The organism is Bacillus cereus group sp. MYBKT14-1, assembly GCF_051915185.1.
Lineage (GTDB): Bacteria > Bacillota > Bacilli > Bacillales > Bacillaceae_G > Bacillus_A > Bacillus_A cereus.
In genome coordinates this window covers 88858-101682 of record NZ_JBQAEF010000002.1, presented here as the reverse complement: position 1 = coordinate 101682, position 12825 = coordinate 88858, and the positions used below count along the sequence as shown (strand labels likewise).

Here is a 12825-nt window from a genome sequence, read left to right as displayed (position 1 = left end):
GGGGATTAAATTTTTGAAGTGGATTTTTCATTAGAGAGTTGTTTAATAAAAAATACTCCTTTTTCAATCGCTGTCTCAATATAGCCAACGATTTGGTCAAACGTAAATACCTGTAAGTCTTCATGCAAATGTTGCTTTGGATACAACATATCTCCAAAAAGATACTTTCGAAAAGCTAAAACGTTTTCTTTAGAAACCTCTTCAATATCCACAATGTGGGCCTCTTGATTGAGAAGAGAGAAAAGCTGTTGTTCTTGATCGTAATGATGAAGCAACTTTGCATTTAACAATTTAAAATCGTTATAGTACAGGGGTGCGATAGTTTCGTCATTCTCTATTCTATTTTTTAGCCAAGGTAGAAAAAATCCACTTAGCCAATTATCATCGGCAATGAGATGGGTATAATAGCCTAAAATAAATGGGGAATCTATATGTGATTCATATTTATGAAAAAATGAATCATAATCTATTCTTCTCGTATAGTTCTTCGTTGTACCGGCATAAAAATGTGAGGTTCCTTTTTCTTTTTTTGAATGAACAGCATCAGGGGCTACAGCTCCAAGTAAGAAAGAAGTCTTATCGTGAATAGATAGTTTCTCAGCAATACCGTTAGCGATAATAACATGCATAATTCGTGATCCCATGAATGCCACCTCTGTTTCCAGTATTCATTTCAGGAAGAGGACTGAACAGTTAGTATTACTTTTCCTGTACTTTTTCTACTTTCGACCCATTCATGTGCTTTCCCTGCATCTTGAAGTGGAAAAGATTTCGTAGCCTTAATTTGTAAACGTCCGTCACGCAAATAACGGAAAACTTCATTTGCAGTTTCTTGGAGCAGTTCAGGACGCTTTTTTCGTGTGGTTCCAAAGCTAAAACCGAGTATAGAGCGGCAACTTGCATGTAAATCTTTCGTTTGAAAGTTACCAATTTCACCGCTAGCATTACCGAAATGAACGAGGCGACCGTAAAAAGCAAGGCAGTTTAAACTTCTTTCAGAAACAGTTCCAGAAATAGAGTCCAAAATAATATTCACTCCTTCTCCGTTTGTCAGTTCATTGACTTTCTCTACAAAATCTTCAGTTTGATGACAAATTACATAATCAGCTCCAGCATCTAAAGCAATTTCTTTTTTTGCTTCACTTCCGACAGTGCCTATAACTGTTCCAGCCTCTAATAGTTTAGCAAGTTGAATAGCAGTAGTGCCAATTCCGCCAGCAGCTGCATGAATGAGTACAGATTCACCTTGTTGAAGCCTTGCAACATTTGCGAGTAAATTATAGCTTGTAAAAGATACGATTGGACAAGCGGCTGCAGTTTGAAAGTCAACTTCATGGGGTAATACGAAAGTAAGATTTTCATTTGCAACAACGTATTCTGCGTAAGATCCATTTTGAGGAAAAGCAATGACACGTTGTCCAGGGTGAATATTTTTCACATGAGAACCGACACGTTCTACAATACCAGTGGCATCTATACCTGGAATAAAAGGTAGTGCTTTATTTCCTTTTTTACCATAACGTGATTTAATATCAGCGAAATTTACACTAGTAGCAACTACGCGAATTAAAACTTGATCTTCTGAAATAGCCGGTATATCAAAATCTGTATATTTCATCACTTCAGGACCACCGAACGACGTTACAACGATAGCTTTCATTATATGTCCTCCTAAATTTGACTATATAAATTATTTTAAATCTTTATCAGAAATTGGAAAATTATATAATAGTTATGTGTGGTTATAAGTGAAGCTTATGAACTCAGTGGATCATTATATTAATTTATATAAAAAACTTTTTCGGAAAAATCGAACGAAATATGAATTACCTGCCAATATATAGTGTAAGACAAAGGAGGGCTGGAATATGAAGGGTGAAATAGATTACGCACATTTAATTCAATTAACTTTATCAGGCAATAAAGAAGCGTATAGCGAATTGTATGATGTAACGATTCAAGAAGTATATAAAACAGCACATTTTTTAATTGAAGATAAAACGGATGTAGATGATGTCGTTCAGGAAGTATACATACAGCTATATGAATCGCTTCGTAAATATGATAGCGGGAAGCCATTTCGCCCTTGGTTAATTGGGCTTGCGATTAAACAAATTCATTCTTATAGAAGAAAGAGGTGGATGCGACTAAGAATTATAAAAAAAGCAGAAGAGCAAAGAAAGCCAGTGCAAATTGATTTTTCTAACGATGTTGTAAGTAAAATATCAAACAAAAAACTAATTGAACTTATTCATAAATTACCGTATAAATTGAAACAAGTTATTATCTTAAGATACTTACACGATTATTCACAAGAAGAAGTAGCACAAATATTACATATTCCAATTGGTACTGTGAAATCTAGAATTCATGCGGCATTAAAGAAACTACGTCAAAAAGAGCAAGTAGAAGAAATTTTTTTAGGAGAGGTAGGGAATGTGAAATGAGTTTAGATTGTAGAGTTAGAGAATCTATACGAGAAGAAGCGAAGGGAATTGTTGCCCCGCCGGAGTTAAAAGAAAAAGTAATTGTTCAAATCAAAATGAATCGCGGGGGAAGTAAGGTGAAGAAACGCCTGATTGCCGGAGTGCTTGCAGCGGCTTTTTTAATTCCGACGACTGGTTTTGCGTATCAATCTATTATGGCGGATGGTATATACGGATCTTTCGAGAATTTAAAAAAACATGCCGGTACGATGACATTAGAGGCGTACATGCGTTTTAATGCAAAATTATCAGAAGCGAAAGATGAAATGGGTTCGAAGGAATATGAAGAGTTTACAAAAGAACTGAAAAAATTAACTAATGCAAAGCTTGTGTACGGAGATTCGAACGGTAATATAGATTATGATCAATTATCACCAGCTAAAAAAGAGGAATTGAAAAAGGTAGTAATGGAGCTTCATCCGTATTTTGATAAATTAAATGGCCATAAATCTAGTAAAGAAGTACTAACTCCTGAAGAGTATGAACAATATATGGAGGCATTAATGTCACATCAAACCGTATTAGTAAAAACGAAATCGAGTGGAGGGATAACGGTAGAAGAAGTGCCTGAGGCGTACAAAGAAAGATTTATTAAAGCGGAGCAGTTTATGGAGTATGTAGATGAAAAGGTGAGATAAGTAGAAAAGCTCATAGCCTAAGCTCTGAGCTTTTCTTATTGAAATGGAAATATATTAACCACCTATTCCTTTTGCTAGCAATAAGAAATATACCAATACTAGTATTACACCATTTAATGCAGTACCAACTATTCCGAATAACCAATTTTTTGATGCTATCGCAAAAATAATGCCGAGTAATGAGAGAATATCTAGTATCGAAATAATTAAAGTTAAATTTGCATTAGGCCCTCTTAGAATAAAGAAAGAAAATATGCTTGCGAGAAACATTAGACACGAGAATCCAAAAAATCTATACATAATAATTCTCCCTTGATTGAAATGTATTTTGACATAGTGCACGATTTTCTTTAGTTTAACATAAATTTCCTAGTGCATATTGAATATTTTCACAATAAAAAACGAGTATAAAATCTACGTGATTTCATACTCATTTTATTATTACTTAAATTTCCTTACCGCATGAATAGCTACTCTTACAAGTAATATCGCACTTATAAATAAACCACCGTAACCAACGACACTTAAAAATTGATCATTTGGCTCTTCCGCATTGTTTGCTAAATGCAATACGCCTACCGAAATCCCACCAAATGCAGTTCCAATAAATGCAATGAGGAATTGTGAGATAAAAGTAGTAATGAACGATGCATTTGTTTCGTCAGAGAAAAAGCCGACCTTTATGGATAATTCTCCGTTTTCTAGTTTTGAACTTAAATCATCTAGTTTTCTAGGAATGCGTCGCATGGCAGGTAACATAGCGAGTAATTCGTTTGTTGCAGCTTCTTTTAAACTAGAATAATTGTTAACCGGCATGAAGCTAGCTGCATGATCTTTCGCAAAGCGCTTCGCTTCGTCCATTAAATTGAATTCAGGATTTAGTTGCAACATCGTTCCTTCTAGCGTAATTAGAGAGCGGAAAGCCCCTGCAACCATTGGATAAAATGCTAATTCAAACTCAGCGATTATTTGAAATAGCCCCTGAATGAATTCTTCAGAACCATTTGTAGAACCATACGTACTTTGGATTAATAATTGACTGATAGATTGTTCTAATCCTTCTTTATCAACATTTGGTTTCTTTTCAACTAATTGAAGCAATCCATCAAGCAAGACATATGAATTTTTGCGCTCAAAGCCGATAAGTAGTCGCTTGAATGCATCTTGTTGTAGTGTTCCTAATCGTCCAACAGAACCGAAATCAAGTAATGCAGGAGTGCCATCACGAAGAATATACACATTACCTGGATGAGGGTCTGCATGGAAAATACCTTTAAAGAAAATTTGCTCTAAAATACAATCAAAGAGTTGCCGTTGTACTTTTTTCGTATCAATTTGTAATTCATTTAATAATGCTGACCCACTTTTAACGCTTACTCCATCTAAAAATTCAAGCACAAGTATTTTTGAATTGCTGTATTCTTGATATACTTTCGGTATTTTTACTTTCGTTTCGCTATTTTTTAGTGAATCAGACACTTGTTCGAAGTTACGAGCCTCAATTTTGAAATCAATTTCTTCTTTCATTGCGATAGAGAAGCCATGTGCTAAATCAAGAAATCCGATATTTTTAGCCCAAGTTGATTTGTTGGAAATCCATAAAGAAAAGTGAATTAAAATATCTAAGTCACGTTTAATTGTCTCAGAAATATTAGGACGTAGTAGTTTAACGACGACATCCTGGTCGTTTTCTTTCAACTTCGCTTTATGTACTTGGCCAATAGAGGCGGCAGCTAACGGTTCCATTTCAAAGGAGCTGAAAATTTCATCTTTTGGTATATGTAGTTCCTTTTTCAATATTTCTTCAACTTGTTTTTGTGATAAACGCGTTACATTTTCCTGAAGGTTTGATAACTCGTGAATAAAAGCAGGTGGTAATAAATCAGAGCGAGTTGATAAAACTTGTCCGAATTTAATGAATACACCGCCGCATTCTTCTAGTGTATTTCGAAGGGAAGTGGCGAGCTTACGATCTGCTTCTGGCGAGCGCTTTAAAGCTAAATATTTACCCATTCCGTGTTTTATTGCAATAGAAGAGACACGCATATATCTTTTTTGTCTACCAATTTTAGCGAAGAATTTTGAAATAGGATTTCGGCTTTCCGTTACTACGTCATCCATTTCGCCACGCCTAATAGGATCAAATAATTCAAAAACTAGGTAACATAGCATCGATACAATTAATGAGCTTCCTAGCCAAAAATATCTATCAACACCGACAACAGATTCATCTTGATAGCGTAAATATAAAAACCAATACAGAGCTGATGTAAGTGAAACACCTAAAGTGGCTGCACTTGCTTGTTTGACAAGATTTAGTTTTGTACCAATTAGTCGACCACTAATAAAAGACATAATGACTGCTAGTAGAAAAAATTGAAAAAACATTGTATCATTCCTCCGAATTTCATTCGATAACTGTATTATACAGGAATATAAGTATTCTAAAAACAAGCCAAGGCAGTACAATCCTTGACTTGCACGATTAAATAAAGTATTCAATTATATTTTTTCATCGTTGCATGATCCTTTTGTATAAAACAATCTAAAAGGGAATAACCAGCTATTAAACTAATAATCGTAACAAAAGTTGTATTTATTAGAATAATATTAACTAAATAAGGTAGGTATTCGGCAAGTGGTGAAAAGAGTAGTGCTGGGGAAAAGGAAATGAATAGTGTAGGCACTGTAATAGCAATAAATTTATCCGGTTGAAAGCTCCAGTTTTGTTTACGCGTTTCGCGATTAATAGATTGAAGGAATCGTAATAAAATGCCAACTATAAGAGGGAAGAGTGTAAAGTAGAATAATCTTGGATAAACGTTAAAGTTCACTTGTGCATCTGTATCTAAATAAAATTGAATTTTTACTCCTACAAATAATAATAAGACGATAAATAATGTGAAGCAGAGGTATAGCATCAATTTTTGCATTATATTCCACCATCCTTTACTCAAAATATATTCAAAAAAAGAAGAGATATACAATAACTACTGTTGTATATCTCTTCTTTTACTGTTAGTTAATAGTGGAGTTTGCTTTTTTTTGCTTCGTGAAATAATCAATAATGCCCATTGCGCTAATTTCTATATCTAGATGTAAAATATTATAAACGGAATGATCTGATGGAACGTTTAACTTTGTAAGATGAGAAGAGATTTTATCCATTAACAAAGTTTGTAAAGCTTTAGTCGCTTCATCGAAATCATTATACTTTTCAAAGACTTCCTTACCAGTATGAACGAAAATAGGTAACCAATATTCCAGTTGGTTATATACTTCTGTAACATTGGATGATGCACCATAATGCCCGAAATAAATAGTATCTACATCCATACTTTGAATGTGATTTTTAGAAGCAATCATCGCATCTGGTTGAAATTGTGAAGGGGACGTTGATGGTAGATATAGTTCTACACCAAGGTCTGCGAGTTCTCTATAATAAATTCCAATTGTATCGCCAGTAAAAATCCCGTTTGTTAATGAATCGTGAATGCTAATATGGTGCTTCGCATGTCCTGGTGTATCATAAAATGTAAGGATGCGGTCTTTTGCAATTTTTAACGTATCACCATGTTGTACAATATGAACACGTTCTTCTTCAATTGGAAGAATTGGATCAAAGAGTTTATCAAAATCTTCTTTGTAGACAGCTTTTGCACCTAAAATGAGTTTTGTTGGATCAATCATATGACGAGCACCACGAGAATGCACATATAACGTAGCATTTGGGCACTTTTCCATCATTAAACCAGCTGCGCCAGCGTGATCTAAATGCACATGTGTAACGATAATGTTTTTAACATCGTTTAAATCAATATGTAATTGTTGTAAGCCGTCTAAAATATACGGAAGAGAAGGGGCTGCACAAGTTTCAATTAAAGTAATATCGTCACCTAATAAAACGTACGTACCTGTTCGTTCATTATGCTGTAAATCGAAATCATCAATAAGATATAGGTGAGAAGATAATTGCTCTACTTTTTTCATAGTTACCACTCCTTATATACTGCATGTTTTTATTATACGCTAAAATAGAAAAAAGGCAGAAAACGAAGCTCGTCTTCTGCCTTTTTGTAATATTATTATTTCGTTTGTTGTTTATTAATAGACATAATGAACAGTCCAACAATCCCGCCTACTAATGGAAGCATAATCTCTCCTGCTAAATTAAAGTAGGAGCTTAAGAATAAACCATTTACATCGATTACCCAGCCAGTAACATACAATAACATCATATATAGTACGAAATAAAACTCGCGATTTGAAATCGTTTCATGTTGTGCAGTTTTCATAATGAACACCATCCTTTTCTTTTATAATGGAATATAAACTGTCACATTTTGTTCACATTTCAATTGTAAAACTTTCCATCATAAAAGTCTAGTAGTTTGTGTCGAATTTTCGAACAGAAATAAAGCGCTATCATTATAACTTATAAGTACGTAATAAGAGCTGTATATTCACGAATGTAGTATAGTATAAACATAGAATGATAGTGAAGAGAGGGGCAAAGACAATGACAGTTTATGATTTTTCAGCTAAAACAATTACAGGTGAAGAAAAATCGTTAAAAGATTACAAAGGAAAAGCACTTCTTATTGTCAATGTAGCTAGCAAATGTGGTTTCACACCACAATATAAAGGATTACAAGAGGTATATGATAAATATAAAGACCAAGGACTCGAAATACTCGGATTTCCTTGTAACCAATTCGGGGGACAAGAACCAGGTACAGAAGCGGACATTACTAGTTTTTGTGAATTAAACTACGGTGTAAACTTCCCGATGTTTGCAAAGGTGGATGTGAAAGGTGATAAGGCTCATCCTTTATATACATACATGACAGAACAAGCACCAGGTTTACTCGGTATGAAAGCAGTGAAATGGAATTTTACGAAGTTTTTAATCGGAAAAGACGGGAAAGTAGTAGGGCGTTTTGCGCCGCAGACGAAGCCGGTAGATTTAGAAGTTGAGATTGAGAAGGTGCTTGGTGAATAATTAGGAGTTTCACTTTATTAAAAAACGTCTCAAAGAACAATGTAGTTCTTTGAGACGTTTTTTAATAAACTCACATTTTCAAGATTAAATAACTGTATCAAAGCCATCTGATTTAGGTAGAGAAGCTGCTTTTTTCATAAGCACTTCCCATAAGTGTACAGATTTCTTCCATTCTTCTGCAGCCTGCTCCTGTTTATACATAGCGTTCTCATAACTGGCAGTAAGTTGTTGCATATCGGCCGAGTTGTAAAGTGTATCGATATGGAGAGCGTATTCTCGGAATGTTTGACTTTCACTCCGTGGTATGCCAATTCTCGCAAATTGTTTTAAAAGTGCACCGTAAGCTTTTTGATAAACAGCATCATTTTTTCGGTATTTATAGAAATGAATAATAAGAAATGTCATCCATTTCATTCTAGTGGTGAAGAGAATGTATCCTATAATACTAATTAGTATCGTAGAGAGGAATACGTACCACCAAGAAAAACTAGTTTTAGAATTTGTGACCTTTTTAGTAGAAGCTTCTTCTGTATTTTCTATTAAACTTTTAAGTTTTGCTTCATTATTTCGTTGTTGTATTTGCTCGTTATTAGAATTATTTGCTTCGCTATTTTGTGAAATAGGAGCAGGCGTATTATTTATAAAATTATAGGGATTAGTAAATCCTTTTGTCGGTTCGAATGGAATCCATCCGTATCCTGGGAAATATACTTCGACCCAAGAGTGTGCGTTATCGTTCGTGATTGTATAAATATCCTCACCTTCTGCAGAGGCAAGTGTATTGTCAAGAGTTCCTTCTGTATAGCCTTTTACCCAGCGAGCAGGAATCCCTGCAGAACGAAGTAGTACAATCATAGACGTCGAAAAATTATTACAGTAGCCGCTTTTTGTATCGAAAAGGAATTGATCTACATAATCTTGGCTTTTGGCAGGGAATAAGACATTCGTTGATTCGTATGTAAAAGAGTTGTCTGTGAAGTAATTTTCAATAGCTAATACTTTATCATATCGGTTGTCTTTATCATTTGTAAGATTGACAGCCAAGTCTTTTACGCGCTGTGGTAATGACTCGGGAAGTTGTGTGTACTTTGTCATAAAATAAGGGTTTGTTTCTTGACCTTCATTTGTTTTTACAGCTTTCAAGTTTTCTATGGAAAACTCAGGGATCTCATATGTTACTTTATACGAATGTAAAGTAGTAGAAGAGTCTTCATTCATTGTATAAATTTTTTCTGAAAACGGGTCAACACTGTATGATACATCAGAAGAAGCCTCAACTGATACTAATCCTGCTGGATAGGTAAGGTGAGGGTAACTTTTTTGCATGGTAATTGTTGCCTCAGTCGTTTCCGTTTTTGTATTTTGTTCGTACCAGCTTACGACGTCGTTTTTATTTTTAAAAGAAATCTTTTTCGGATTTTCAGAAATTTCCCAGCCTTTTCCTGTATAGAAATCTTTTGTTTCTACTCTCCAATAGTGTTTGTTTTGCGTTCGTGCTGTGAAAACAATTGTAGGATCCGCCTTAAAAGGACCACCTAATCGCGAGTCATCTAAACCATACCCAATTGTAGAAACTTTTTGTTCTTTACTTGCTTCAGATGTGTTGAATTTTAAAAAATCCATTGGGTTTGGCCATTGAGGGCCAAATTTTGGAGCAAAGTATGCGATGGTTGCTAATAACACAATAAATATTGTAAGTGGTCTAAGTAATTTTGAGATTTCCCTAGCATAATTTTGTAAGTGTTCACGCTCTTTTATTCGTTCTACTTGAAGAAGACTAAGCATAAAAAATCCGATGACAACAGTTCGAATAATAGCGTAGTTTGCATTGTATAAATGTAAGTTATGAAAAGTTGCGATATAAATAATAGTCAATACAAGAAATAGAAACCCACGTTTTTTATGAATAATCCAAAATGAAGTGAAAGAACTCAAAAACCAAAATGAGAGAAAAAATAAAACCGTCGGAAAAACTGGAGAAATATCTAGTAAATTCCCTTGGAAAAATAGGGAGGAATTTCGAGACATATCAGAAAAGAATGTTGTTAGCCAAGATGGATTTATAAAAGCATTTTTATAATATAGGGAATGAATGATAAATAGGACTGTGACAATTTTTATTGGAATCTGCCACCTCGTTTGAAAAAAAGAGAGAGCGAAGCAAATTCCTATAAATGTTACGAAAATATCTAATCTACCTACATTTGTAATACCTATAAGGGGTCTTAGCCATTCTAGTAAAAGAAGAAATACACATGCATGCATAAAGAATCTGTTCGTATCCCACTTGTATTTTGTTTGTAATGTTATCATTTGCTCACCTCAAAAAACACGTTTGTATACCGGTTTTCATAAACCGTGTTTACAAATATTTGTCGTTTTTTTAGAGTTTCTATTATACTGATTTCTCGGTGTGAAAGTTGATTCGCTTTTTCTTTCACGACAAAAACCATACATTTTCTATTTCTTATAGCAGCACAATCAGCCGCCTTTTGAATATCGGGAGAAAGATTACTGGTCACGAGTATAACCGTGACGGGCTCATAAATTTTTCTTAGTTCCATGTCTACACTCTGGGAGAGCGGGAATACACTGTCTGCTTGCACTTTTGCTAAATGACAAAGGATTTGTTGTAACTGCGTATCTCCATTGTCTAAAGGGAAAATAGTTTGTTCTTTTCCGATAGACACGAATGATGCTGGTGAATTTTGTTTCAAGACAGCCCTTACGATAGAGGCAGTAAATGTGACGACTGATTCGAATAGAGGAGACTCGGTTCTGTCTATGAATATCATGACATTATGGCTGCGCTGTTGTTCAAACTCTTTTGTCATAATATTGTTTGTTCGTGCAGTTGCTTTCCAATCAATCCATGAAAAGCGATCACCAGGTTTATAGTCTCTGACACCGACAGAGATTGTAGAGTCTTTTGCTGAATTTATATTTGCTGAAAGCGCTCCTTGTTCGAAATGATTTTCCAATTGTCGATATGCTATATCTACATACTGGGGATAGACTAAAAATGTATCTGGAACTGAAAAAGTTACTTCTTTCTCTATCATGCCGAATAAATCGCCAGTTTTGACACGAACGCTTGAAAAAGTGTGCTCGCCTCTAGGGATTGTGTCAATAACATATTGAAACGAAATATTTCGTTTCAATCCTGGGAAGAGTACTACCTTATTCATCTTTGTTTGTTTACAACTTATAAATTGTGGTGGCAGTTCATCTTCTATAACTAAATAAAGTAAGGGAAAAGGAAATTTTCTTTTTATTGTAATCGTGCTTACAAATTGTTCTCCTACTACATATCCATTTTGGTTTGTTATTCGCTTTACTTCAGCGTCCCGTAAAGCGTAGAAGGGGAGTAGTAGCGAATAAAGAGCAATGGGAATTATGCTGTAAAACAAAAACCAACTGACAAACCCTCCTTGAAGCATAGCGTACACAAATGTTAAGACTAGACATAAAGGGAGTAGCAATAACTTCATAACGTGATATAGCGCTCGCAGCATTCGTTTCATCAAGGATTCATCGTCCTTTGAGTAGGCACGGTAGTTCGTGCAACGATTTTTGCGATAACTTGTTCGCCAGTTATTCCTTCAAATTTTGCTTCCATTTTTAGAATGAGTCTATGTGCTAAAACGTAAGGAGCTAAAAATTTAACATCGTCTGGAATAACATAATTCCTGCCATGGATAAATGCATAAGCTTGTGAAGCTTTCATTAAAGCAATCGAGCCACGTGGACTTGCACCTAACTGTATAGAACTGTACGTACGAGTCTGATTAACAAGCTTTACAATGTAATGCTTAATTGCTTTGTCCATACTTACTACCCGTACGCTTTGTTGTAAATAAATTAATTCTTCTATTGTAGTAGTGGTCTGTAATTGAGAGAGTGGATTTGTTTTTTCCATCCGGTTTAAAATTTCAAATTCTTCCTCTGGTGTAGGATATCCCATTTTTAGTTTCAATAAGAAACGATCGAGCTGAGCTTCTGGTAGAGAATATGTTCCTTCATATTCGACCGGATTTTGTGTAGCCATGACAAAGAACGGTTTTGGTAAAGGTCTTGTAATGCCATCTATTGTAATATTGCCTTCTTCCATACATTCAAGTAAAGCAGATTGTGTCTTTGGAGATGTACGATTAATTTCATCAGCAAGTACAAAATTCCCCATAATTGGTCCAGGCTTGAACTCAAATTGGAGCTCTTTCGGATTATAAATAGAAACTCCTGTTACATCTGACGGCAATAAATCAGGTGTAAATTGAATTCGCTTATAATCAGCATCAATGGATTTAGAAAGAGCACGTACTAGCATTGTTTTCCCGACACCAGGAACATCTTCTAATAGCACATGACCTTCAGCTAAGAGAGCTGTCAAAGCTAAGATTGTTTCTTTTCGTTTTCCGACCATTATTTTTTCAATATTATTGATTATTTTTTCTACAGTGGGATGTAATGAATCAAGCTGGGGCATCGTAATCCTCCTAATGTTATTATCGTTTTCTAATCAATTTAGTGGACATATTTCTAATTCTATATGTAGATAGTAAAACTTCTACCTTAAATTCTGAGAATATTCAGATTATTTATTTCGATTACATCTAGTATAATTGTTTCCGTAACTAAGGGCAATACAGTAAATAATGATTTGTAGTTTTATGTAAAATAAGACTCGATATAAAATAAT

General features: G+C 34.7%; 13 protein-coding genes. 3 read left to right on the top strand and 10 right to left on the bottom strand.

Translation table 11 applies throughout. From position 1 onward, the window contains the following. Positions 1-5 precede the first annotated feature (5 nt). Both ACTFO4_RS07045 and ACTFO4_RS07040 read right to left on the bottom strand, forming a co-directional pair. A complete protein-coding gene (locus ACTFO4_RS07045; protein WP_119683238.1) occupies positions 6-644 on the bottom strand; it encodes a zinc dependent phospholipase C family protein in 639 nt (212 codons plus the stop codon). A gap of 29 nt (positions 645-673) precedes the next feature. Then, the gene (locus ACTFO4_RS07040; protein WP_242259480.1) at positions 674-1660 is read right to left on the bottom strand and encodes a quinone oxidoreductase family protein; all 987 of its coding nucleotides are present in this window, start codon (positions 1658-1660) and stop codon (positions 674-676) included. Between the two features lie 208 nt (positions 1661-1868). Between ACTFO4_RS07040 and ACTFO4_RS07035 the strand changes: the two genes are divergently transcribed. Together ACTFO4_RS07035 and ACTFO4_RS07030 are read left to right on the top strand one after the other, a co-directional pair. After that, complete coding sequence (locus tag ACTFO4_RS07035; RefSeq protein ID WP_000675557.1) at positions 1869-2447, top strand: sigma-70 family RNA polymerase sigma factor; 579 nt, start codon at positions 1869-1871, stop codon at positions 2445-2447. Continuing rightward, complete coding sequence (locus ACTFO4_RS07030; protein ID WP_088352120.1) at positions 2444-3124, top strand: DUF3600 domain-containing protein; 681 nt, start codon at positions 2444-2446, stop codon at positions 3122-3124. The genes ACTFO4_RS07035 and ACTFO4_RS07030 overlap by 4 nt, the downstream gene beginning before the upstream one ends. Positions 3125-3178: 54 nt before the next feature. Here ACTFO4_RS07030 and ACTFO4_RS07025 read toward each other — a convergent pair whose 3' ends face one another. The 5 genes from ACTFO4_RS07025 to ACTFO4_RS07005 form a co-directional block, all read right to left on the bottom strand. Continuing rightward, positions 3179-3424, bottom strand: a complete 246-nt coding sequence (locus ACTFO4_RS07025) for a hypothetical protein (protein WP_000285540.1) — start codon at positions 3422-3424, stop codon at positions 3179-3181. A gap of 141 nt (positions 3425-3565) precedes the next feature. After that, complete coding sequence (locus ACTFO4_RS07020; protein WP_000466007.1) at positions 3566-5512, bottom strand: ABC1 kinase family protein; 1947 nt, start codon at positions 5510-5512, stop codon at positions 3566-3568. Between the two features lie 110 nt (positions 5513-5622). Next, the gene (locus ACTFO4_RS07015; protein WP_332283423.1) at positions 5623-6057 is read right to left on the bottom strand and encodes a hypothetical protein; all 435 of its coding nucleotides are present in this window, start codon (positions 6055-6057) and stop codon (positions 5623-5625) included. Between the two features lie 85 nt (positions 6058-6142). Next, entirely contained in the window at positions 6143-7114 is a 972-nt protein-coding gene (locus ACTFO4_RS07010) for an MBL fold metallo-hydrolase (protein ID WP_326234883.1), read from the bottom strand. 95 nt (positions 7115-7209) lie between these two features. Next, complete coding sequence (locus ACTFO4_RS07005) at positions 7210-7419, bottom strand: DUF3925 domain-containing protein (RefSeq protein ID WP_000844984.1); 210 nt, start codon at positions 7417-7419, stop codon at positions 7210-7212. 224 nt (positions 7420-7643) lie between these two features. Here ACTFO4_RS07005 and bsaA point away from each other — a divergent pair, with 224 nt between their 5' ends. Then, positions 7644-8126: a glutathione peroxidase gene (bsaA, locus tag ACTFO4_RS07000; protein ID WP_000219440.1), complete on the top strand. Its 483-nt coding sequence runs from the start codon at positions 7644-7646 to the stop codon at positions 8124-8126. 84 nt (positions 8127-8210) lie between these two features. Here the strand turns inward: bsaA and ACTFO4_RS06995 are convergent, their stop codons facing one another. Genes ACTFO4_RS06995 through ACTFO4_RS06985 form a run of 3 tightly spaced genes read right to left on the bottom strand, consistent with a single transcriptional unit; the run spans position 8211 to position 12612 of the window. Then, the gene (locus ACTFO4_RS06995; RefSeq protein ID WP_000631796.1) at positions 8211-10439 is read right to left on the bottom strand and encodes a transglutaminase TgpA family protein; all 2229 of its coding nucleotides are present in this window, start codon (positions 10437-10439) and stop codon (positions 8211-8213) included. Beyond that, positions 10436-11650: a DUF58 domain-containing protein gene (locus ACTFO4_RS06990; RefSeq protein WP_242259483.1), complete on the bottom strand. Its 1215-nt coding sequence runs from the start codon at positions 11648-11650 to the stop codon at positions 10436-10438. Before ACTFO4_RS06990 ends, ACTFO4_RS06995 begins: the two co-directional genes overlap by 4 nt. Continuing rightward, positions 11650-12612 carry an AAA family ATPase gene (locus tag ACTFO4_RS06985; RefSeq protein ID WP_242259484.1) on the bottom strand — a complete coding sequence of 321 codons (963 nt, stop codon included), beginning with the start codon at positions 12610-12612 and terminating at the stop codon, positions 11650-11652. The genes ACTFO4_RS06990 and ACTFO4_RS06985 overlap by 1 nt, the downstream gene beginning before the upstream one ends. Positions 12613-12825 lie beyond the last annotated feature (213 nt).

Coding starts and splice junctions, on each gene's coding strand:
- ACTFO4_RS07045 (WP_119683238.1), bottom strand. CDS start 644: ATGGGATCACGAATTATGCATGTTATTATCGCTAACGGTATTGCTGAG.
- ACTFO4_RS07040 (WP_242259480.1), bottom strand. CDS start 1,660: ATGAAAGCTATCGTTGTAACGTCGTTCGGTGGTCCTGAAGTGATGAAA.
- ACTFO4_RS07035 (WP_000675557.1), top strand. CDS start 1,869: ATGAAGGGTGAAATAGATTACGCACATTTAATTCAATTAACTTTATCA.
- ACTFO4_RS07030 (WP_088352120.1), top strand. CDS start 2,444: ATGAGTTTAGATTGTAGAGTTAGAGAATCTATACGAGAAGAAGCGAAG.
- ACTFO4_RS07025 (WP_000285540.1), bottom strand. CDS start 3,424: ATGTATAGATTTTTTGGATTCTCGTGTCTAATGTTTCTCGCAAGCATA.
- ACTFO4_RS07020 (WP_000466007.1), bottom strand. CDS start 5,512: ATGTTTTTTCAATTTTTTCTACTAGCAGTCATTATGTCTTTTATTAGT.
- ACTFO4_RS07015 (WP_332283423.1), bottom strand. CDS start 6,057: ATGCAAAAATTGATGCTATACCTCTGCTTCACATTATTTATCGTCTTA.
- ACTFO4_RS07010 (WP_326234883.1), bottom strand. CDS start 7,114: ATGAAAAAAGTAGAGCAATTATCTTCTCACCTATATCTTATTGATGAT.
- ACTFO4_RS07005 (WP_000844984.1), bottom strand. CDS start 7,419: ATGAAAACTGCACAACATGAAACGATTTCAAATCGCGAGTTTTATTTC.
- bsaA (WP_000219440.1), top strand. CDS start 7,644: ATGACAGTTTATGATTTTTCAGCTAAAACAATTACAGGTGAAGAAAAA.
- ACTFO4_RS06995 (WP_000631796.1), bottom strand. CDS start 10,439: ATGATAACATTACAAACAAAATACAAGTGGGATACGAACAGATTCTTT.
- ACTFO4_RS06990 (WP_242259483.1), bottom strand. CDS start 11,650: ATGAAACGAATGCTGCGAGCGCTATATCACGTTATGAAGTTATTGCTA.
- ACTFO4_RS06985 (WP_242259484.1), bottom strand. CDS start 12,612: ATGCCCCAGCTTGATTCATTACATCCCACTGTAGAAAAAATAATCAAT.